Origin of the sequence: Nitrososphaera sp. (assembly GCA_039938515.1) — an archaeon.
GTDB lineage: Archaea > Thermoproteota > Nitrososphaeria > Nitrososphaerales > Nitrososphaeraceae > Nitrososphaera.
On the sequence record JBDUUL010000010.1, the window covers coordinates 161,349 to 182,849 of the forward strand.

At 53.4% G+C, this 21,501-nt stretch carries 23 protein-coding genes and 1 tRNA gene; 9 read left to right on the top strand and 15 right to left on the bottom strand.

Annotated elements, in window-relative coordinates; all coding sequences use genetic code 11:
- Positions 1–15 precede the first annotated feature (15 nt).
- Complete coding sequence (locus ABI361_05965; protein MEO9320200.1) at positions 16–1,686, bottom strand: AarF/ABC1/UbiB kinase family protein; 1,671 nt, start codon at positions 1,684–1,686, stop codon at positions 16–18.
- A complete protein-coding gene (locus ABI361_05970; protein ID MEO9320201.1) occupies positions 1,686–2,105 on the bottom strand; it encodes a hypothetical protein in 420 nt (139 codons plus the stop codon). The genes ABI361_05965 and ABI361_05970 overlap by 1 nt, the downstream gene beginning before the upstream one ends.
- A 75-nt stretch (positions 2,106–2,180) precedes the next feature.
- Between ABI361_05970 and ABI361_05975 the strand changes: the two genes are divergently transcribed.
- Entirely contained in the window at positions 2,181–2,717 is a 537-nt protein-coding gene (locus ABI361_05975) for an NUDIX hydrolase (GenBank protein MEO9320202.1), read from the top strand.
- A gap of 1 nt (position 2,718) precedes the next feature.
- Here the strand turns inward: ABI361_05975 and ABI361_05980 are convergent, their stop codons facing one another.
- Together ABI361_05980 and ABI361_05985 are read right to left on the bottom strand one after the other, a co-directional pair.
- Positions 2,719–2,946, bottom strand: coding sequence for a hypothetical protein (locus ABI361_05980; protein MEO9320203.1), 228 nt, complete (start codon positions 2,944–2,946; stop codon positions 2,719–2,721).
- Between the two features lie 87 nt (positions 2,947–3,033).
- Entirely contained in the window at positions 3,034–3,351 is a 318-nt protein-coding gene (locus ABI361_05985) for a 4a-hydroxytetrahydrobiopterin dehydratase (protein ID MEO9320204.1), read from the bottom strand.
- Between the two features lie 106 nt (positions 3,352–3,457).
- Between ABI361_05985 and ABI361_05990 the strand changes: the two genes are divergently transcribed.
- The 4 genes from ABI361_05990 to ABI361_06005 all read left to right on the top strand — a co-directional run bounded on the left by ABI361_05990 (position 3,458) and on the right by ABI361_06005 (position 6,740).
- Positions 3,458–3,532: transfer RNA gene (locus ABI361_05990), tRNA-Val, on the top strand.
- A 72-nt stretch (positions 3,533–3,604) separates the two neighbouring features.
- Positions 3,605–4,789 carry an FtsX-like permease family protein gene (locus ABI361_05995; protein ID MEO9320205.1) on the top strand — a complete coding sequence of 395 codons (1,185 nt, stop codon included), beginning with the start codon at positions 3,605–3,607 and terminating at the stop codon, positions 4,787–4,789.
- The gene (locus ABI361_06000; protein MEO9320206.1) at positions 4,782–5,525 is read left to right on the top strand and encodes an ABC transporter ATP-binding protein; all 744 of its coding nucleotides are present in this window, start codon (positions 4,782–4,784) and stop codon (positions 5,523–5,525) included. Before ABI361_05995 ends, ABI361_06000 begins: the two co-directional genes overlap by 8 nt.
- Before the next feature lie 30 nt (positions 5,526–5,555).
- Positions 5,556–6,740, top strand: coding sequence for an FtsX-like permease family protein (locus ABI361_06005; GenBank protein MEO9320207.1), 1,185 nt, complete (start codon positions 5,556–5,558; stop codon positions 6,738–6,740).
- On the opposite strand, the gene ABI361_06010 is transcribed toward ABI361_06005, so the two are convergent.
- The 5 genes from ABI361_06010 to ABI361_06030 all read right to left on the bottom strand — a co-directional run bounded on the left by ABI361_06010 (position 6,737) and on the right by ABI361_06030 (position 9,620).
- Positions 6,737–7,189, bottom strand: a complete 453-nt coding sequence (locus tag ABI361_06010; GenBank protein ID MEO9320208.1) for a M23 family metallopeptidase — start codon at positions 7,187–7,189, stop codon at positions 6,737–6,739. The two genes, ABI361_06005 and ABI361_06010, sit on opposite strands and share 4 nt — an antisense overlap.
- Positions 7,190–7,225: 36 nt before the next feature.
- Positions 7,226–7,546 (bottom strand): hypothetical protein, encoded by a 321-nt coding sequence (locus ABI361_06015; GenBank protein ID MEO9320209.1) that lies wholly within the window; start codon positions 7,544–7,546, stop codon positions 7,226–7,228.
- Positions 7,547–7,694: 148 nt separating this feature from the next.
- Complete coding sequence (locus tag ABI361_06020; protein MEO9320210.1) at positions 7,695–7,991, bottom strand: winged helix-turn-helix domain-containing protein; 297 nt, start codon at positions 7,989–7,991, stop codon at positions 7,695–7,697.
- 44 nt (positions 7,992–8,035) lie between these two features.
- Positions 8,036–9,385, bottom strand: a complete 1,350-nt coding sequence (locus ABI361_06025; GenBank protein ID MEO9320211.1) for a M20/M25/M40 family metallo-hydrolase — start codon at positions 9,383–9,385, stop codon at positions 8,036–8,038.
- A gap of 70 nt (positions 9,386–9,455) precedes the next feature.
- On the bottom strand, positions 9,456–9,620 hold the full coding sequence (locus ABI361_06030; GenBank protein ID MEO9320212.1) for a hypothetical protein: 165 nt from the start codon (positions 9,618–9,620) through the stop codon (positions 9,456–9,458).
- Positions 9,621–9,704: 84 nt separating this feature from the next.
- On the opposite strand from ABI361_06030, the gene ABI361_06035 reads away from it, so the two are divergent.
- Complete coding sequence (locus ABI361_06035) at positions 9,705–11,831, top strand: acetate--CoA ligase family protein (GenBank protein MEO9320213.1); 2,127 nt, start codon at positions 9,705–9,707, stop codon at positions 11,829–11,831.
- On the opposite strand, the gene ABI361_06040 is transcribed toward ABI361_06035, so the two are convergent.
- The 3 genes from ABI361_06040 to ABI361_06050 all read right to left on the bottom strand — a co-directional run bounded on the left by ABI361_06040 (position 11,828) and on the right by ABI361_06050 (position 15,327).
- On the bottom strand, positions 11,828–12,592 hold the full coding sequence (locus tag ABI361_06040; protein MEO9320214.1) for a zinc-ribbon domain-containing protein: 765 nt from the start codon (positions 12,590–12,592) through the stop codon (positions 11,828–11,830). The two genes, ABI361_06035 and ABI361_06040, sit on opposite strands and share 4 nt — an antisense overlap.
- Positions 12,593–12,698: 106 nt before the next feature.
- A complete protein-coding gene (locus tag ABI361_06045) occupies positions 12,699–14,846 on the bottom strand; it encodes a hypothetical protein (GenBank protein MEO9320215.1) in 2,148 nt (715 codons plus the stop codon).
- A gap of 337 nt (positions 14,847–15,183) precedes the next feature.
- The gene (locus ABI361_06050) at positions 15,184–15,327 is read right to left on the bottom strand and encodes a hypothetical protein (protein MEO9320216.1); all 144 of its coding nucleotides are present in this window, start codon (positions 15,325–15,327) and stop codon (positions 15,184–15,186) included.
- Positions 15,328–15,555: 228 nt separating this feature from the next.
- Between ABI361_06050 and ABI361_06055 the strand changes: the two genes are divergently transcribed.
- Positions 15,556–16,323, top strand: coding sequence for an ABC transporter permease (locus ABI361_06055; protein MEO9320217.1), 768 nt, complete (start codon positions 15,556–15,558; stop codon positions 16,321–16,323).
- Here ABI361_06055 and ABI361_06060 read toward each other — a convergent pair whose 3' ends face one another.
- Both ABI361_06060 and ABI361_06065 read right to left on the bottom strand, forming a co-directional pair.
- Positions 16,324–17,259 carry an ABC transporter ATP-binding protein gene (locus ABI361_06060; protein MEO9320218.1) on the bottom strand — a complete coding sequence of 312 codons (936 nt, stop codon included), beginning with the start codon at positions 17,257–17,259 and terminating at the stop codon, positions 16,324–16,326.
- 45 nt (positions 17,260–17,304) lie between these two features.
- A complete protein-coding gene (locus ABI361_06065) occupies positions 17,305–18,690 on the bottom strand; it encodes a dihydrolipoyl dehydrogenase (protein ID MEO9320219.1) in 1,386 nt (461 codons plus the stop codon).
- Positions 18,691–18,792: 102 nt separating this feature from the next.
- On the opposite strand from ABI361_06065, the gene ABI361_06070 reads away from it, so the two are divergent.
- Positions 18,793–20,280, top strand: a complete 1,488-nt coding sequence (locus tag ABI361_06070) for a hypothetical protein (protein ID MEO9320220.1) — start codon at positions 18,793–18,795, stop codon at positions 20,278–20,280.
- Positions 20,281–20,314: 34 nt separating this feature from the next.
- On the opposite strand, the gene ABI361_06075 is transcribed toward ABI361_06070, so the two are convergent.
- Entirely contained in the window at positions 20,315–20,494 is a 180-nt protein-coding gene (locus ABI361_06075; GenBank protein ID MEO9320221.1) for a hypothetical protein, read from the bottom strand.
- A gap of 161 nt (positions 20,495–20,655) precedes the next feature.
- Here ABI361_06075 and ABI361_06080 point away from each other — a divergent pair, with 161 nt between their 5' ends.
- Positions 20,656–21,420, top strand: a complete 765-nt coding sequence (locus ABI361_06080; GenBank protein MEO9320222.1) for a G1 family glutamic endopeptidase — start codon at positions 20,656–20,658, stop codon at positions 21,418–21,420.
- The last annotated feature ends 81 nt before the right edge of the window (positions 21,421–21,501 follow it).

The following is a 21,501-nucleotide window of genomic DNA, read 5'->3' on the forward strand; positions in this document are numbered from 1 at the left end:
CCGCACTTCAACAACCTACATCGCTTTTTTTATCGCCACGAACGCCGCGGCGGCAGCCGCCGCAAAGCCCCCGTAGGCAATCACCGGGAATGATGAAAGCACGAATGACGAACCTACAAAAAAGGCCGCGGCAAGGACGCTTGCAGATATGACCGAATAACCCTGGTTCTTTTGCTCCGAAGGCCACCTGCTTTCAAGATAAGTCCTCAGCACCGGTGCGAGCGTGATTGACGCCTCAATACCCTTTGCAAACCTTTTTGCCGTTACCTTCAGCTCCTCAATGTACGCTTCCTTTACCAGCCCCTCCTCCTCGAGCAGGTCGGCGAGGACCTTTACGAACATGAACCTCACCTTATGGTGCTGGTAGATTCCCTCCAATATTGACGCCATGCGCATGTAAAGGGCGAGGTTTTTTGGCAGCCTGAACGGAAACCTACTCAGTGTCTTGTTTGCCAGGTCCATCAGAGCCCTTACTTCCATCCTGTCAACCTTTTTTCCGTATAGGCTCTCGATGCTCATCGCAATTCCGCGTTCGACTATGTAGCGATTGACGGTTGGCTCAAGTGTGCCAAGCTCGATAAGGACGTTGACAGTCCTTTCCGGGTCTTTGTCCAGCAGCCCGAGATAGAGCCGTATTAGCCTGATGCGCGTCTCGTTGTCAAGCCTGCCTACCATGCCAAAGTCATAGAGGACGATACGTCCGGTCGGGTCGACCGATATATTGCCGGGATGCGGGTCCGCATGAAAGATGCTATGCCGGAGGAGCATCTTGAAAAAAAGCCTGTGCACCGTCACGACAAGCATTTCCCTGTTAATTCCTGCCGCGTCGAGCGCCTTGACATCGGTAATCTTGATTCCAGGAATGTATTCCATGGTGAGCACGTGTCTTGTAGATCTTTCAGGTACAAGGGACGGGATCACTATGGCATCATCGTCCTTCAGGTTCTGCTTTATCGTTCGCAGGTTTTCGGCCTCTATCCTGTAGTCCATTTCTTCGTGAATCGACTCTACAAACTGGGCAAACATTCCTTCAGCTGAGAAACGCAAATTCGGATCGATAAATCGGGTGGCAAGCGGCAAGATCTTGCCGAGCACATGAACGTCCTTATCGATTATCTGCTCGATGTTGGGCCGGCTGACTTTTACTATTACTTGCCTGCCGAGATAGGTCGCAAGGTAAACTTGGCCAAGACTCGCGCCGGACAGCGCTTCCTGGTTGAACTGCTCAAACGCATCTTCCAGCCTTCCAAGTTCCGATTCAATTATCGGCTTTACCTGGGAAAAGGGCGCAGGGGGGACATCGTCCTGCAGGCGGGCCAGCACTTCAAGGTAAGGCTGCGGCAGGATGTCTGCCCTGGTGGAAAGCCACTGTCCGAGCTTTATGTATGAGGGACCGAGTTCTATGAACGCATTCAGGGCCTTTTCTGCATGCCTACCGTATTTTCTTTCATCAACGTTTCGCCCCTCCCGCTTTACCCATTCGCGCCTGTCGCGTCGAAAATTCAGGACTACCGGCAATAGCTTGAAAAGAACTCGCGCAACGTGGACATTTGACGGCCTCTTATTGCTCGCATTCTCCTTGGGATGCTGGGTTGTTCTTGAATAGTCTTCGGCAGGCACCTGGAGCCTGCCCTCGATATTTGCGCTATTTTTGTCCCACCTTCCTGCCTTTGCCGGGGTTTCCACTACCTGACGACATCCTTCTTCAGGCGATTGGCGACGGCGTGTGCAACGCCGCCTGCGCAGGCACCAGTGAGACAGCCCGCGACTACTCCAGAAATGAGAGCATCTGCGGCTGACTTGCCGCGACGCTTTTGGTGATCGTAGACCGAAGCCCCCACTCGCTTGCCAACCTCCCATCCAAAGTACGCGCCGGCAAGGTATTCAGGCGCGTCAAGGGCAAGGTGCCCCAGAGGGCTTTGCTCGGGGTTCACTCTGTCCATGTGTACAGAATACCTGTCTTCATACTCTAAAATATGCAGCCTTCCCTGCCTGAATTGCCTAAGGGCCCCTTTCTTGTTTCCAAGAAGCGACTCTGGCAAGTCAACCAGCGGCCTTACCGACTTGGGGACAGTGATGCTCCCGTCGGGATTAACAAAATCCAACAAACTCCAAACGCGCTAAAATCAATATAAAATTACCGCAGCCTTAATTGCACAGCAAGCCCCTAAGGAACAAAAATGCGAGGAATCAAGACAATCGAGAGTTCCAGCAGGTATTCCGGCGAGGTATCTCTTCGCATAGACCGCTTTGTGCTTGCCGGCAAGCAAATAAAAAAAGAGATTGTGGTACACCGCGACTCGGTAGGCATTCTGCCTATTGAGCAGCGAAGCGGCGGGCTTGTGGTGACCCTTGTCAGCCAGTACCGGCGTGCGGCTGATGCCATGCTTCTTGAGATTCCAGCAGGCAAAATCGAGCCGGGAGAGACTCCAAGGCAGGCCGCCGTCAGGGAACTCGCAGAGGAGGTCGGCTGCAAACCCTCAATTCTCAGGCCGCTCCTGCGTTGCTATCTGGCGCCGGGATATGACACTGAGTTTATGACCATTTTTGTCGCGCGCTCGCTAGGCAAGGTTCCAAGGGGTCAGCTGGACGAGGATGAAAACATTTCAATCAAGAGGCTTTCTTTCAAGTCGGCGCTCAGGATGTGCATGTCAGGGGAAATAATAGACTGCAAGACCATAGCGGCCCTGTTTGCGTTTGCAAAAACTATTCGCTAGCTCACTCGGAGAGCATCTGCAGCGTTCGCTCGCTAATCTCCGACTGGCCCGCGGCTTTTTTCGCCGAGCCAAAAATCAATTTGGCAACGTACAGCTCTATGCCAAGTATCGAGGCAAGCTCTGAGGGAGTTGAATTTAGTATTGATTCCACCGTCAGACCTGAGCTTATCAGGTAGTCCCTGATGCCCTGAGCTAACTCTAGCATGTGGATTTCGAGCATTGCAACCAATTTTCCGCACTCCGCACTCTTAATGGTTGTAGGAGAATCACAGCGTAGAAGAATTCGCCAGACCACCGCGTAACCATCACGCGGTGTTTATTTCCCGCCGGCCAGCCTGTCGATAACCTGCGCCAGCTTGATGTCATAATTGCTGATGCCGGACACATCATGGGTTACAAGTTCAATCTTGACGGTGCCGTAGACGTTGAACCATTCGGGGTGATGGTTCATTTTTTCAGCCTCTAGCGCAACGCGCGTCATGAACCCAAAAGCTTGAACAAAGTCTTCAAATTCAAATGTCTTGGTAATCTTGCCGCTGATAACCCTCCAGCCGTCCAGCAGCGCAACCTGCTCAGAAATCTCGCTTTGATCCAGCTTGCGGTAGCTGTCGTCGCCGGATTGATCCTCGTGCATGTGTGCAAAAATTATGGCCGCCGCGCCTTAATACGCTTTGTTGATTGGCCGCCGGGTTTGCGTCCTGCAGGAATTTATAGGGCAACGCGTACCCTCATCGCACACTGGGCGGCTGGTCTAGACTGGTTATGATACCGCTCTTACACAGCGGTGGTCGAGTGTTCAAATCACTCGCCGCCCACTTTTGAAACTCTCGCAGAGATCCTTATTATAGTGAGATTGCGTCATCCGTACTGTAATCGGGAGATAACCGTTGGATTACAGAGTCAAGGTCGCGACTAGCATGCTTTTCAAGAGAAAAGGAAGCATGCTTGCTGCCACGATTGCAGTCGCGATCGCAGTCCTTGTCATAGTCGTTAACAACGTGACGTTTCAAGGAGCCTCAAACGGTATCGTGAGAGACCTGACCGATTACCAGTTTGGCAACCTGCTAATTACCGACAAGAACGGCAACATCAACAAGCCTGACTCTGAAATACTCGGATACCTTCAGAACACCGGCCTTGTGAAGGGCGCCACGGTCCGTCTCATCACCTCTGCTTCCATCAACAACACCCGTACGGCCGTTCCTGTGCGGACATACGGAGTCGAGCTAATCGGCATGGACCCTGTAGGTGAGGCCAAGGCTTCAAAGATAAAGGACGCAGTAGTGGCTGGCACGTTTCTTACGACCCGCGATTCAATAGTACTTGGCAGCAACGCAGCAAACGACCTGTCAGCCAGGCTCGGCGACCCGCTTGATGTCAAGGTCACGGATCGCACAGGACACGATGTCGTCAAGAGGTTCTCTGTCGTCGGCATCACTCAGTCTCCCGGCGGCCTGGCATTTGACTCGGCAGCGCTTGTAGACATCAAGACGTTACGGGACATGACTGACCGGGCGGACCAGAGCGACGAAGTGCTTGTGAGACTTTATGATATTCATCAGGCCGGCGAACTTGAGAGACAGTTTTTTGCTCATTTTCCAAATGAGCATTTTCAGGTGCAGACCGTACAAGAAGCCGCGAAAAATATCCTTGAGGGCATCGCCTCGGTCAACGCCTTTATCAATCTTGTCGGGTACTTTGGCATGCTTTCTTCGGCCTTTGGGATCATCACCATCATGATGATGATAGTCTCAAGCAAGACGCGTGAAATCGGAATATTGAGGGCTATCGGCTCAAACAAGTCAGATATCATGCTCGTGTTCTTCATACAGGGCACCATCATTGGTTCTCTGGGAGGGCTGCTCGGATTTGTGCTTGCTTCGGGCTATACGCTCTACTCCTCATACTCCAGACTCAGCATCGGAGGCGGCATAGCGCTTGCAATACAATATGACCCGGTTTTTGTTGCCCAGACCGCGATTACAGGCATGGTAATGGGGATCGTCGCCTCGCTTTATCCCGCGTGGCGCACGACCAAGCTGGAGCCGTCGGAGGCGACCCGGGTTGACTAGCGATACCGGCAGGACTGGTGGACCTGACATGGCTTTTGGCTCCGGCGAAAACATCGTCGAGGTCCACGACCTTGGCAAGGTCTACGGCCGCGAGGAGACTTCGACGGTGGCCCTCGACTCGATATCCTTTGAGATAAAAAAAGGCGAGTTTGTCCTAATAGTCGGTCAGTCAGGTTCCGGCAAGTCGACGCTTCTCAACATGCTGGGGCTGCTGGACCATCCCACGTCTGGCCGCATCGCGATCGACGGCATAGAGACCGTGGGGCTTTCCGACTCGGAAAAGGCGGAGCTGCGGAGGTACCGCATCGGCTTTATTTTCCAGTCGTACAACCTGCTGACCGACCTGACAGTGATAGATAACGTAATGCTCCCGCTCATGATGGCCGGTGCCGACCAAGGCATCCCAAGGGAAGAGGCAGCACTTGAGATACTCGACAGAGTCGGCATTGCGGCGCACTATAAAAAGCTGGCAAACCACCTTTCGGGCGGCCAGATGCAGCGTGTGGCAGTCGCACGCGCGCTTGTAAACCACCCCGCACTGGTTCTAGGAGACGAGCCTACGGGCAACCTCGACTCAAAGAACTCGATGGACGTGGTAGCTCTCATGAAGCAGCTGAACAGGGAACTTCATCAGACTTTTGTGATTGTGACACATGCACGGGAAATGTTCGGTGACGTCGACAGAGTAATTACGCTAAAAGACGGCAAGATAGAACGGATCGAGAGGGGTATATGATAGCGGGGCACTTTGCGCAGGCGGCCACTCATGGACTTTAGAGTGTACCTCGCCATCAGGTTTTTGGCAAGAAGAAAAGGCAACTTTGTCGCGTCGGTAGCTGCGCTTGTAATAGGAGTGATGGTAATCCTGTTCAACTCGCTTATCTTTAATGGCGTCGCGCAGGGCATCCTGCGCGACATTATCAACTACAGGTTTGGTGACGTTGTAGTGACCAAGACTGAGGGCAACTTTGGCGCCGACGGACTCCAGATAATAGACTATGTAAAGCACTATCCTTATGTCAAGGGAGCTGCGCCGCGGCTCTCAACTATAGCTTGGATGAACTCTACAAAGGATGGCGCGATAAACCAGGTATACAAAATCCCAATAATAGGAATCGACCCCAAGCGCGACCCTGAGGCATCCACGCTTTTTGATACAGTCAAGCAGGGCACCTTCAACGTCCAGTCCGGACAGATAATCCTCGGGGCCGGGGAGGCGTCGGATCTGAAGGCCGGCCTTGGCGATAGGATCGATGTTAGAACGGTTTCAGCTACCGGGAATGACACAATCAAGAAATTTACGGTTGTAGGCATTTCCAAGTCTGCAGGCGGCCTCGCCTTTGACAACTCGGCCATCATGAACATCGACGACGTGCGTACCATGACAGGCAGGCCGAACCAGATTGACCAGATCCTAATCAAGCTCACGGACAGCTCGTACCAGACGGACATGAAGAACCACCTGGTCTCGGCGTACGCGCAGCACAAGATAAAGGTCCAGACCATAGAGGAGGCCGGCAGGGACATACTGGCCGGTGTCCGCTCCGGGATTGGCTTTATCAACCTTGTAGGCTACTTCGGGCTCCTCTCGGCTTCGTTTGCAATTGTTACCATAATGATGCTCTTTGTGTCGTCAAAGACAAGGGATATCGGCATAATGAAGTCGATGGGCGCCAAGAAAAAAGACATACTCTACATCTTTATTCTTCAGGGCGTCATAATCGGCTGCGTCTCCGCTGTAGCCGGCTTTGCGCTTGGGACCCTTGCAGGCCTTTATCTGCAGACTACTGACATCTCGTTTGGCGCAGGTCTCAGGCTTGACATCCGCTACGATGCCATGTTCACGCTGACCTCTTCGCTTACGTCGATACTTCTTGGAACTGCAGCTGCCATCTATCCCGCATACAGGGGTTCGAGGCTCCAGCCAATCGACGCAATGCAGAGAACCTAGGCCACAAAACTAGGCAGCTCGAGCGTCTGAAAGTCCGTCCAGACATTGATGCCCGTAAAGACAAAGACTTGGAAGTGAAGGTGTGCGAGGAGCGTAAAGCCGGTCATTCCAACTCTGGCAATCTGCTCACCCGCCCTGACGGGCTGGCCGACAACTACTTCTGAGCTCCATTTCGCCAGGTGGTCGTAGCGCGTAAATTCGTTGTTTGCATGGGCAATCACGATAAAGTTGGTGTCGTTCCAGTAGGCTACCGTCGGGCCGCCCCTGCCGGAGTCGTCTCTCACAAAAGTCACTGTGCCATCCGCAGCCGCGAGCACGGGCGTTTCTTCCGGCGCGATCAGGTCTACGGCATATCTGAGCCTGCCGACATGCGCCGGCGAATCTGTCGTAACACGAGAAACTGCCTCCTTTGGCAGTGGAAACCGGTATCTGTTCAGGGCCTCGGCCACATCACGTCGCTATCCTAAATGCTATATCTGAGTTTACTAGGCGCCACCCTCAAAATCCAGCTTTTCGTCGATTTTCCTCTGCAGTTCCTTGTATGTCTCGTACTTTTTAGTCCATTTGGAAAGCACGAACCATTGTCGGATGCCGATTCCAAGCCACACGATTGTTGCGCCAAGCGGGATTAGGCGGGCATAAAAGAACATCGGTCCGCGCTCGTGGAATCCCGGACCGCCTTCAAAGGGCGGCTGGAAAAGCAGGAAAGTGATAAACGCGGAGAGTGGCGAAATTACCATCGTAGTCAGTACCATTATGATGAACAGTTTCTTTGTCCGGTTAAGCTGCAGTATGATCCCGTCCATTATCTGAAACGGGTTCTCGCGTGCTCCCGCCCGGTCCTTGTCCGTGCCGTCTCCCCCCGATGCAGTTATGCTTCTTTATTCACCTCTCCTTTTATTAAGAAATGTAGTAACTTTGTTATGCCGTCACCCGATTTTAACACTTTGGAACTCATTCGCTTTCCTTTTCTCCCCTTGGAAACAAGGCCTCGTACGGCTCGAGTATCTCTTTTAGGACCAACCTTCCCTTCTCCGACACCCTGTACTTGATAATGGTCTTGGTGCCCCACGGCTCCTCTATTTTGGTGACGAATCCCTTGCCGACCATGTCGTCTAGAATTCCTTTATGCTTCGAGTTATTCAGGCCGCAGTAGCTCATTAGCTTGCTCTGGTTGAGTTCGCCGTACTCTGATAATTTCAGTATAATGTCTTTTCTGATGTAGACCCTATCACGGTACTCGTGAACCAAACAGGCTAGCTATCCTTGAGCCAGACTACGAACAACCTTATACATTAAGTCTCTTTTTCAGCTCTCTCACTTGCGGAAAAGCCCTCCATGATACCCCCGATGCACTTGGTAGCCTTGTTGAGGAGGTCAATCCGGGCAAACTCGTTTGGCGAGTGGATGCGCGCAAACATGAACGTGCTTCCGACGGAGATGCACGGGGCTTTTAGAACCTTGACAAAAGAGTACATCGGACCCGTGCCGGCTGAAGAGACGCTCAGGATGGCGCTTCCAAATGCTTCCTTTGCGGCCCTGTCGACGACTCTGACAAATGGTGAGGAGACTGGCGTCCTTGCAGCCGCTTCACCATGAATGTGGACAACCTCAACGTCGCCAAAGCCCTTGGCTTTGAGGTGCCTTCTGAGACGGCCAAGCTGGATGTCAGGGTCCATCTCCGGAACGAGTCTAAAGTCGATCTTTACCCTCGCGCTTGAAGGCAGCACAGTCTTGGCGCCTTCGCCGATGTAGCCGGAATCAAAACCAGCAATGTTGCACGTGGGCATGCCCACGAGGGCCTTTTTGACTTCGTTGCCCTTGGCGTTGTTGACAAATTTCTTTATCCCGTACTCTGCCTTGAAGCCGCGTTCGTCAAAAGGCTCCCTGGCAATAACCGCTAGCTCTTGCTTTGTATAACCGCGCACTTCCTTGTACCAGTCCTTTATTAGCACCTTGCCAGTCTTTTCATCGCGCATGCTACCAAGCGCGCGGACAAGCCTCCATGCCGGATTTTCTATCAGAACCGCAAGGCTAGAGTGCGCGTCCCTCGAAGGTCCCCTTGCAATCAATTCGACATACAGCAGGCCCTTCATTCCAAGGCTGATAATGGGCGTGCCCCGGGAGTCGACATATCCGAATTCCCATATCACCCCGTCACACCTCAGCTTCTCTCTGTATTTCTTCAGGTACTGCTCAACATGGACGCTCCCGACCTCCTCTTCGCCTTCAACCAGAAACTTGACGTTGCAAGGCACGTCGCCGGTCTTTTTCAGGAAATACTCCACTGCCTTGATGCGTGTAATGAGCTCGCCCTTGTCGTCGGCCGCGCCCCTGCCGAAAATATTGTTGCCTTCCACTCTGCCACTAAACGGGTCGTCGTTCCACAGCTCCAGTGGCTCTTCAGGCTGTACATCATAATGGTTGTAAAACAGAATCGTTCTGTCCGGGTTTGACCTGGATTTCACCTCGCCATAAACGACCGGAGGAACGCTAGCGTCCTCAAGGCCCAGGACCTCGGAGGTTATGCCTGCCCTCTGCATCATGGCCGAGACTAGGTTTGCGCATTCTGTTAGGCCCTGCTTTTTTGCAGAGACGCTCTTTTGCCTGATAAGCGTCTGGAGGTCGGAAATCATTTGCGGCATTTCAGAATCGACGAGGTCGGCTATTCGGCTCAAACGGCTAACGCAGAGCCGCGACTAGAATTAAATTTTGCTAACCCGGAACAACCTGCTGCCTGACGCCGTCGGGGCCGATAATGGTAAATCCTGACTCGTCCCTGTGCGAGACGTCGTTTACCATGCTGGCAGTCACCCATAAGGCGAATAGAAAGGCCAGTACCGCCGGGATAACGATGATAATCCATAGCCCTCCTGCCATGGTTAACCCAGTGCTATCCTAGGCCATAAAAGTCATGTGCGAACGACAGTAAGGTTCAAAACCACCATTATACGCTGTCCAATCGTGTCCAGCTCGTCATCTATCTTCTTCTCACCCGAGTCGATAGCGGTGGTCGGCGCATCGGAAAAGCCCGGCGTCGGCAAGACCATATTTACCAACATTGCCAAGCACTTCAGGGGCAAGATATATCCCGTTACTCCTTCAAACCCGACTGTCGGAGGCCTTACTGCATACAAGAGCGTGCTGGATATTCCCGGCAACGTAGATTTGGCGGTCGTGGCGGCTCCGAGCAGGTTCACCCCTGCCGTGATGGAGGAAGTGGGAAAAAAGGGCATCAAGGGAGCGATCATTGTTTCTGCGGGCTTTCGCGAGGTGGACGAGGCCGGCGCCAAACTGGAATTCGAGGTAGGCGAGATTGCCAAAAAGTACGGCATCAAGGTCATAGGCCCAAACTGCCTTGGCATCATGAGCCTTTCAAAGGATAACATGATGAACTCGACGTTTCTGAAGGTGACTCCCAAGTACGGCGGAATCGCGCTGGTGTCGCAGAGCGGCGCCATTTGCGCCGCGACTGTCGAGGACGCCGAGGCTCAGAACATTGGCTTTTCCAAAGTCATAAGCATGGGCAATAAGGTTGACATGGACGAGAGCGACGTGCTTGAACTCCTTGCAGACGACGAGGACACACGCGTAATCGTCATGTACCTTGAGGACATTCGCAATGCTCGCCGGTTCATGGACATTGCCCGCAGGATAACGGCCGAAAAGAAAAAACCCGTTATTGTGCTAAAGTCGGGCAGGACTGCCGAGGGCGCCAAGGCAGCCGCCTCACACACGGGAGCCCTTGGGGGCTCTGACGCCAATTACGAGGCTGCTTTTAGCCAGTCCGGTGTTATCCGCGTCGACACCATGGGCGAGCTGTTTGATCTCGCAACGGCCTTCTCCAAGCAGCCGCTGCCTGAAGGGGGAGTGGTCATTGTGTCAAACGCCGGGGGCCCAGCGATAATTTCCACCGACGCATGCTCCAGGTACGGGCTCAAAATGGCCGATATCTCTTCGATTCGCGACGCGATTGCGGCAGTCATACCCCCCTACGGCTCGCCAAGAAACCCTGTCGACATTGTAGGCGATGCAGACTATGTGCGCTTTGAAAAGGTGCTTCTTGAGGTGCTTTCACACCCAAATGTCGGCTCCGTCGTTACGATGTGCACGCCGTCTGCTACGCTTAACTACGACGACCTTGCCCGCGTCCTTGTAAGGATGTCGGAGAAGTTTCCAAACAAGACGATCCTCGCATCTTTGATGGGCCTTGCAGAGGGCGTAGAAAACAGGGCGATAATGTCAGAAGGCGGAATCCCCTACTACCTGTACGCAGAGCCGGCTATCAGGACACTCAAGGCGATGTATGATTTCAGGGATTCTATTTCGGAGCTTTCCCAGCCGGAAAAGAAACTCCATTTTGCAAAGGACACTCAAAAAGTCAGTTCAATTTTTGCCGATGTCAGGGGCCAGGGCAGGGCAAACCTGCTGGAAGAGGAAGGCTACGAGGTCTTCAAGGCATACGGCTTTCCGACTCCAAAGAGCATTCTGGGAGCCACCGTCGAGGAGTGCCTTTCGGCTGCAAAAACCATCGGCTATCCTGTCGTAATGAAGATAGCGTCTCGTGACATTCTTCACAAGTCGGATGCCGGAGGAGTAAAGGTCGGCATCAAGAGCGACGACGAACTACGCGCCGGATTTTCAGCGATAATAGATAGCGCGAAAAGGTACAAGCCCGACGCGGCGATAAAGGGCGTGCTTGTCCAGGAGATGGTCAAGGGAGCAAAGGAGACGATTCTCGGAGCCACGCAGGACCCGACATTTGGACCCGTGCTCATGTTCGGGCTTGGCGGAATTTACGTCGAGGTTCTAAAGGACGTGGTGTTCAGAGTGGCCCCAGTTGATGCGCGCCAGGCTTCTAGGATGGTAAATTCAATCAAGACTGCGAAGCTGCTAAAGGGGGTAAGGGGCGAAAAGCCTGCAGACGAGGCCGCGATAGTTGAGTGCCTCCAGCGCCTGTCGCAATTGATAGTAGACTTTCCCGAAATAGCCGAAGTCGACATCAACCCGCTATTGGTGCTAGAGGAAGGCAAGGGCGCCAGGCTCGTCGACGCAAGAATAGTGCTCCGCGGGGAAAGGAAAAATCACTAGAGTTTCGAGCCGCAGTCGGCGCAAAAGACAGCTCCCGCATCATTCTGAAATCCGCACGAGGGACACTTTGCCGCCGCGGCCGGCGAGGCTGGCACCTCGGAAAACGAAGCGGACCTGAGCAGTATGATGTCGCCTATCTTTGAGACCTTGTCCCAGCCCACTTCTTTTCCGCCGACCTTGAATGTCACCTGCATTCCGTCAGCGGTCTTTCTGATACCTGCGTCCTCTATCTTGCCGATGTGCATCGCCTCGCTGTCATATGCAGTCATGCCTACCAGCGACTGCAATGAAATGAAGCCGGCACTTGGCGAAGCCGGCGTGCTTTCAACGGACATGGGCACCCATTCGTCCTGTTTGGGTCGTGCCTGCATTGTCGCCGGCGCTGCCTGAACCTGTTCGGCGGCGCGCGGTGCCGGCTGCGGCTTGACCTCCTGGACGGCAGAAGTCTCGAACTTGCGGTACTGCGCGATTGTGGAGCTGCATGCTGGGCACTTGTACTCGCCCTTTTCAGCGAGAGTAACTCCCTCGCCTAGCTCTTCGTTGGGATTCTCGTATGATAGTGAAGGGGCGCCCTCGTACTCTTTTTCACACTTGTTGCAATAGTATTTCTGGAACCTGTCCTCGTCAAGCCTCCCTATTCCTGCAAGAAAAAGTTCCGGACCGCCCAGGTTTCCACGCTTTTGCTCATCGTCGGTTATCTTTGCGATAGCATAGCCTCCGGAGCCCCGCAGCTTCTTTTCCGCCATGTCCTCCGCCATCAATGCCCGATCCGGCTTGTTTTTCCGACAAAGTTATTTAAATCTGGCGAACCATCGGGCAAAATCCTGTGATTAAAAAAAAGGGAATGCGCAACATGCGCGCATTATTCTACGAGTATGCGAGTTCTGCCATGTCTGCGATCAGGTCGTTTGCATTGTTCGTAAGGGCCGCTGCCTGGGCCGGATTGATTGAGCTTGCCCCCCGTTCCGAGTCCTGCAGCAGGCCGATCATGGTTGTCTTGAGGTCATTTCGCTGCGAGGTAAGGCTGGAAAGCGAGTTTTCAATTTGGTTGTATGTCGTGTCATTCTGGCTGTTGCTTGCAAGCGCGTGTGTGGAGGCCTTGAGGCTCAATAGAGAAAAGACGCCGACAGGAGCGTTGACCTCCTTGTATGCCTTTGCTACTGCAACAAATTCCGGCATGTGCGAGCTTATTGAGCTTGGGAGCGCGGACGGGTCGAGGAACTCGACAAGCGCGCGGCCGTCGTAGCCGTAATCGTCCCTGAGACCGAGCAGTAGCATCATTGTAGGCCTGATGTCTGTGTGGTCAGACCATGTACTGCCGTTGACGCCCTTGTGCGCGACTCCGGGTCCGACCATTCCGAGCCAGGTGGTCGTAATCTGCTTCTGGAAGTTTCCGTGATTCCACGCGAACGACGGGTTTTCAACAACGCATGGAGACGAGCAGTTATCGCTTCCCGCATACAGATAGTAGTCCGGGTCTGCAAACAGGGTAAACGTCGGCGTTCTTGCAGCGTCGGAAGTGACCATGTGGAGCAATTTCATCTCGACGGGGTCTGCAAGGGCTCTTGTGATGGTTTCAGTCCTGTTTGTAATCGGGTTGTATGCGTCCAGCTGAGCCGTGGCCTTCTCAAATGTGCGCGCTGTTGTGTTGCCTCTAGCGGGGTTTCCTGTGATATAGACAGTCGGTGCGTCATCAGAGTGAACCTTGAATGGTGTTGTCACGTTCTGTTGTGTCGCAAGCAGTCCCGCAAAGTTGGTGTTTATTTCTCCGATCTGGCTGTAAGTGCAGGCAATATTCACCCCGTCACAGTTGGCAGGCGTGGGCTTGCCTCCGACAAAATGGTCTCCTTCGTCAGCCGTGAACACAAACAGCGTGTTGCTCTTGTTTATCCCATCGCTTTCAAGCCGGGCAAAGAACTTGGCAAAGGCGTCGTCATACGACCTGAGCGCGGCGACGTATCCAGCCTGCCCCGGTCCGAATGCCGGGCCACTGGGATGAGCGTCGTGAGCATCGGATATGTATGCATAAGTCACCGGGACGCCATTCTCCTGCAATGCCGCTACATATGAAAGCGACACGTATGCAGACATGCCGTCAAATCCCGGGAAGCCGATGTGGCCCGTCGAGTCTTTGATTACGCTTCCATTAAGGTCGCGCATGGCCGTGCTTCCATTGTTTATCTGCGGAGCCACGTACTTGTGGCCGAAGAGGCCGTTAAAGCCGGAATACCCGCCCTGCTCGTCAGGGAGAATGTCAGGTCTACCTCCGTTTGCGCTTGAGCACATGGTGCTGTTCTGCGCGCAGTGAACAGCGATTCCAACAAAGTCCGCGAATGCCTGGCTCGAGTTCGTCTTGACCTCGGCTGCCTGGGTGGAGTTTGCCCCAAATACAGTCGGGATGTCGGTTGCAATGTTTTCAAGAACCGTGTTGGCTGTAGCTACTGCGCCAAAATTGCAGCCTGCACGGGTGTAGGCCACCCATGGAGCTGGCGTATTCTTGCCCTCTGGGGTTATCATGTTGTACTTGGTGTCAGTAGGAGTCGTTGTAGTCGGGTCGTAGAGAGGGTCGGTCCAGTATGCAAACGAAACCCCAACGTTAGAAGTGCCGTCTGGGTTGAAGTAGCGGAAGCTGTTTGCAACAGGGACGCCCATCCTGTCGCCATAAAGGCCGGTGAGCGAAGTCAGAATGTCGGTGGCTGTGTGCGAGATAAGCGGGGTGTGGTGGTTGCTGTCAAGAGTGCCCTGGCCAGTAATAAAGTTGAGAAGGTGAGGCATCTGTTCGAGGTCCGAGGGGAAGTTTGGATTGTCCCGCACGAAGTGCGTGTTATCAAACTGGATGTAAATTACGTGCTTGATTGCATCCTTTGCGGAATGCAGGTTGCAGCTGGAATCAGCCGCAAATGCGGACGGCAATACCCCAGCCCTCGTCACCGTGCCAGAGAAGACGACGGCAACAATGAGCGTGGACAAAAGTATGGCCAATCCCTTGTTCTTTAGCTTCTGAGGGTTTGTCACGCCCGAACACGTGCTGCGGAAAAATAAATGGGTAGCCAATACGAAATAATGCAGTGACAGATAATTACTGATACATGTTCTCCCACTACGTGCTTCTACGATTGCATGCTGGCAAGTTGCCCAGTATGACATAGTCTATGATGGTGTTATTTTCTCGTACGCTTTACCGTAACAAGGAACTAGGCTTAGTCTCTATAGGATATCGCGCGTCTGCCGAGTCACAAGATTCTGATGCGCTAAAACTCAGCTCTTGTCTGCAAGTTGCATCCATGCGCTTGCATCGATGCAGGTTTCAAGAACAGCTGCCAAATTGCCGTTGAATGGATGTCAGTACAACCTACTTTGATTTTACTGCCTTCTTTGTCTTCTTGTTCCTATAAGCAAGATATCCTCCAATACCTGCCGCAGCCGCAATTCCAACGCCTATTGCAACGTATCTTAACACATGCTGCTGCAGGAAAAGCCAATCAAGGCTCAGCACACTTTGTTCAGCATGACCGTACTATTTTAGTAATCCGTCTGGCGGGAATTTTAAGAGGGGCGCAAAACGAATCGAAGCTACCCCGTTCGACAGCGCTCGTTGCATGCTCAAAAGTCAGGGCCTGATAAAACCCCGCACTTGGAGTAATCCTGCAGTACTGGCCGGGAATCATGCGAGGAGGCCCTCAAAATTAGATTGATTAATACGTCATGGCCATCCTCAGGTTGCATGAACTCTGTAACGCTGCTAGTATACCGCAACCTTGTTGCTTCCATCGACAAGGTTTACCTCATCTGGCAGGTGGTTTTTCCGCTAATCTACATCTTTATCGCCGGCTACTCGTACTCCTCGCTTCTTCAGGGCAAGGGAGTCGAGATAGGAAGCATATCGGTTCCCTACCCCGCGTTTCTTGCCGCAGGTATGATCGGCTTTAACGTCATGAACAGCAGCACCGTGGCAGGCAGCATAATCTGGAACGACAAGCGAAACGGCATGTTTCAGCAGCTGCTCGTCATGCCTTTTGCAAGGGTGGAATACATTTTCGGAAATACCGTCACGATAATGCTGATGGGACTTGCAAGCGCCGGCCTGATCCTTGTCGCGGGCAGCCCGACTTTACTGGGAGCAGCTCATCCTTCAGTTCTGAGCGCGCTCTTTGTCCTGCTTGCCCTTATTGCAGGGGCGATATTCTTCGGCTCCATAACCATAATCATTTCAACCCGCCTGAAGAGCAGCGAGGGTTTTAACGTCATTGTCAACAGCGTGTTTCTTTTTTTCTCCTTTGTAAGCACTGCGTTCTATCCTGCACAGGGGGTCCCGCCGCCGTTAAACATCGCCTTTTACCTCAACCCGCTCACCTACATCGTCGACATTACACGGGCGGGAATGTTCGACCAGATCCAGCCCTTTACGATAATTGAGGCCGGACTTATCGTGGTGGCAAGCGCCGTTGCATTTGCAATCGCGACGCTGTCGATGCTGAAGCTGAAAATCTGATTACTTGTTTTGCACTATTCTGATAAAGACATCTTCGAGACTGGGCGGATTTACAGTGGCGCTTTCGATGGGAATAGAGTTAGCGGACAGCACGTCAATTGCTCGCACCAAAAGCTCCTGAGCGCCGGCAGAATGGATGACGATAGTGTTGTTATCTATTTCCATCTTTTGCCCTGCAAGTATTCCGTCAAGCACCTTGGGCGCCCGCTCAACATAGCCTTCCTTAATCCTTATCTCAATCGTGTTGAGGCCGCCATACTTTTGCTTCAGCCCCGCAGGAGTGTCCGTGGCGATAATCCTGCCCTGGTTAATGATTGCAATCTCGTCGCAGATGTATTCGGCTTCCTCCATGATGTGCGTGGTGAAAAACACCGTGAGACCTGCGGCGACGCGCTTTTTGACATAGTCAAGGAGTGTTCTCCTTGCTGCAGGATCAAGGCCCACCGTCGGCTCGTCCAAGAACAGCAAGTCCATTTCGTGCATGAACTCCCTGGCCACCTGCACTCGCCTTCGCTGGCCTATGGAAAGCTCGTCGTTTTTTGTCCCCCTGATTTCTGAAAGGTCAAATCTTTCGATAAGCTCCCTTGCGCGGTCTTTGCGCCGCTCCGCCGGCATCTTCCACAGCCTGCCGTAGAGGTCCAGCGCGCGCTCGACGGTAAGGTTGGCTTCATAGCTTGGCTCCTGCAGAACGGCCCCTATTCGTCTTCTGATTTCCTTGGAATGCCTCACGCTGTCAAGGCCGAAAATCTGGACACTTCCAGACGTCGGGGGCACGAGCGTCGTTAACACCTTGATGGTGGTTGTCTTGCCTGCCCCGTTGGGGCCCAGGAAGCCAAAAATGCTCTTGTAGCCGACTTCAAACGATACGCCTGCAACTGCTTCCGTCCTGCCGTAGCTTTTTCGAAGGTCAGAAACAATGATGCATTCGTCGGACAAGGGAGGTACTTGTCGATTCGGAGGGCGGTATTTCAGCTATGCGCGCTATAGCTGGCCGGCGGCCCTTGCAACTACCTCTGACAGTGCAGGATGAATGTGGACCGTATCGCGCAGTGCCTCTACGCCGAGTCCGGACCTCATCGCAACTAGGACCTCGTGAATGAGAGTTGAGGCATCTGAGCCAAGGATGTGGCAGCCCAGTATCTTTCCGCGGCCCTGCCCGTCCTGGACCAGCAACTTGACAAAGCCGTCCTTGTCTTCAAGCGCATGGCCCATAGCAGTGTGCAGGTATCTGTAGACGCTTTTTCTGTATGGAATTTCCTTGGACCTGAGCTCCTGCTCTGTGCTGCCTGCGCCGGCCACCTGGGGCGAGCTGAAAATCGCATGGGGCATTGCAGCATAGTCGACAGCAACCTTTTCCGCTCGACCGTTCTTTGCACCAAACGAATTTGCAATATTGTAAAATGCGTACCTTGCCTCGTGGTTGGCGCTGTGCCTGTATTGATAGCGCCCGACTGCGTCGCCAAGCGCGTAGATGCCCTCCACGTTTGTCTCCAGATACCCGTTTGTCACAACAAAGCCGCGCTCGTCGGTTTTTACGCCGGCTTTCGATACGTCAAGGATGTCCGAATTTGGGATGCGGCCTGTTGCTATTAGCAGCTGGTCAGATTCTATTACTCTGGAGCCTGTGCGGTCCTTTACCGAAACCCGAAAGGTCTCGCCTGACTTTTCAACCAGCTCCGGCTCGGTCGACAGGTAGACGGAGTACTTGGACGACATTATCTCGGTGAATTTTTGCGATACTTCCTCGTCCTCTTGGGGCACGAGCCTTGCCGAGCGTTGTATGATGTTTATGCTGCTGCCAAGTGAGCCGAAAAAGTGGGCCAGCTCTGCGGCGATAAAGCCGCCGCCCAGAATTGTCAACACCCTTGGCAGTCTGTCAAGCCTAAGCGCCTGGTCGCTTGTGATAAACCCGCTGCCATCAAGGCCTCTGATGCTTGGAATGGACGGCCGTGTCCCGGTGGCAATCAGGATGCGGTCGCCGGAGACAGCCCCGTGTCCCTCAACATTTAGCGTCCTTTCCGAAACAAATCTCGCCTCGCCGGTAAACAGCTTGGGATTTTCAGAATCCTCAAGCGCCCGGCGGATTCCCTCGGAGTCGGAGTCAGTAATCGACGACACGCGCCCGACGATTGCGGCAAAGTCGACAGAGTATTTTTCAACCTTGATTCCAAACTGCGACGCGGTCTTTATCACGTCCATCACGTCAGCGCTGTGAATTAGCAGTTTTGACGGGATGCAGCCCCTGTTCAGGCAGGTGCCTCCCATCCTGTCCTTTTCGACGATTGCGACTTTCATCCCGTACTGCGCTGCCGCGCTGGCAACATCCAGCCCCGCGCCGCTGCCAATCACGACCAGGTCGTAGTTCAAGCAGCGTAATGTTGACGGAGGGTTCTGATAAGGCTATGGCGGGTTTTTCAGCTCAAGATATAAACCTGTTAATCTTACATGCCAAGAGGGGTTTTCAGAGCGTTGCCTCAGGATTTCAAGACCATGATTGAGAGCATTCTTCGCCAGCGACCGGAACTGACCGCGGAGACGGTGCGGGACATGATTGACGAGAAAAAGCGCAAGGTCGGCGCGGGGTATTTGACTGACCAGGGGGCGCTGTATCTTGTTGCCGCGGATATCGGAGTATCATTTGACGCAGCCCCGCAGGTGCAGTCGTCGATAAAGGACGTCTACGTCGGCGCCAAGGACGTCAACATAACCGCGAGAATCATGACTGTATATCCTGTTCACACGTTTACAAAGCGCGACAGCAACGAGCAGAGCTCCACAAGGACGCTGACGCTCTACGACAGGGAGTCGCGAATAAAGGTAAAACTCTGGGACAAGCACGTAATGATTCCCGACGAGCTTGGACTGCGCCCAGGCGACGTTGTGAGGATAAGCAAGGGCTACGCCAAGGCAGGACTCGACGGCAAGCCGATTATCAACCTTGGCAGCTACTCTGCCCTGGAGCACGCGCAGGACGACGGCTCTATCCCGTCAATCGGCTCGCTTGAGCTTGATGTCGGGCAGGTGAGCAGTCCTGTCGATAACGCCGTAGTCGCCGGCGTTATCAACGCGAACCCGCGCATCTCTGATTTTGTCAACCAGCGCGGGGAGGCAAGCCGGTCGCTTCAACTGCAGATATCATCGGAAAAGGACATTGTTTCTGACGCGAGCTCAGTCACGGCGGCCGCGTCTTCACTGCGCTCGCTGCGCGCTGTTATCTGGAACATTGACGAATCGAAAATTCCCAAAGTGTTCCGTACCGGAAGCAGGGTTCGGCTCATAGGCGTCCGCATAAAGCAGGGCAACCCGCAGTACGGAAACGGCGACCTGGAAATCCATGGCGACGAAGGGACAGTGCTTGAATTCCCTGGCCCATTTGAGGATGTCGAGGTCATGCCGCTGCGGATAATTTCCGTGGGAAGCGAAACGGGCAGGGGCAGCTTCGTCTGTCTTGCGGCGGACAGGGCCGGCAGGTCATTTACGCTAACCATTGACAAGTCACTTGTCAGCCCGGAACAGCTTGATTCGGGATCGCTTATCGAGTGCGTGCCAAGCCGCCTTTTTGGAAGCTCGATAATCCTGGGCAAGGACGACGCCTACATCAAGGTCACGGAAGAAGATTCAAGCTTTCCACTTTTGTCAAAATTCGAGGTCAAGGTCAAGGACATCAAGGTCTCTGCCGAGCAGAACCCAATGATTGTTGAAGTTATTGTGCTCCAGCTACCCGAGACATCCGAAGTGGGGACAAAGTCGGGCGAGACGGTCAGCGTGACCTCAGTGCTCGTGGGCGACGATACCGGCGAAATCCGCCTGGTCGGATGGCGCGCTCAGAGCCCAAGCCTTGCCAAGCTCGCAGTCGGCGAGCGGATAAAGCTTGTTGGAACTACCACCGGCCTTGGCCGGGAAGGCAAGCCAGAGCTAACTTTCAGGCCGTATTCCTCCATCATGCACCTGGAATAGAGCACTGCAAAATCTGCGGATCCGGATTGATGCTTTAGCGCCCCTTCTCGACCAAGCAGACCTGCAGGACTGGGTCGGCCTGCGAAGCACTGCCTGTTCCGTTATACCTCTCCACTACTGGAGTGCATATTACCTCCGGTACAATGTAGTAGGCAAAGACAAGAATCGTTACTATCATGCCTCCGATGAGGGCAAAATAGTTCAGATGGTTCATAGGCTCAGGCTTGGATTAATTTACTTGCAAAGCTCTGTATATATCATTGGCAAGTACCTTCTTCGCCCTGACTCAAGTATTTCTGATTATCCTTCCTGTATGTTCGGCCTTTTTTTCTCATGCCAAAACTATTAACCTGACTTTTTGTTGCGGTACCGGCAGTGGCTAGCAAAATCGCGATAGCTTTCATCATAGTTGTTGTTATCGCGGTGGCGGGCTACCTCGCGGTTTCATCGTTCGGCTTGTTATCCTGGCGGTCTTCCGGCGGGTCTGGAGACCTTTACTCAAACAACTGGAGCGGATATCTGGCGACGTCAGACTCGCCGTTTAGCTTTGTTTCATCCAGATGGACCGTTCCCTCTGTCTCCCAGCTGTCCGGCGCCGGTTATTCCTCAGTTTGGGTTGGCATCGGAGGTATTGGCAGCAGCAACAGGCTTATCCAGGCCGGAACCGAGCAGGATATCCAGAGCGACGGCTCTACGCAATATTATGCATGGTTTGAAGCGCTTCCGAGGCCTCCGGTAAACCTTGGCACGGTAGCGCCCGGCGATTCGATAAGCGTAAGCATCAGCAAGTTGCAGAACTCTGCCTCGACATGGCACGTCAGCCTCTCAAAGTCGTCCCAAGGTATTTCCTCGGTTCTTTTCAGCGGTGATGTCCAGGTAAGGGCCAGTGCATCTTCGAGAAGCTCAGCAGAGTTTATTGTAGAGGCCCCCTCTGCGGTATCCGGCCGCCAGAGCGAACTGCTTCCGCTAGCTGATTTCAAACCGATAACGTTTTCAAACTGCATCACAGATCACGGAGGCCTTTCGAAATTGCAGAGCGTTTACAGGATGTCTATTACAAGCACCGGAACATCAACTGGAAAAATGCTGGCGTCTCCGGGTCCGCTGTCAGCGGACAGTTTCACTGTTTCAAGGACATAGTTTGCCATCTTTAGATGAGCTCACTTGGCCGGTTTCCGACTTCCCGACCTGTCCTGTTTTTGTAAAAATCATGTTATCCCG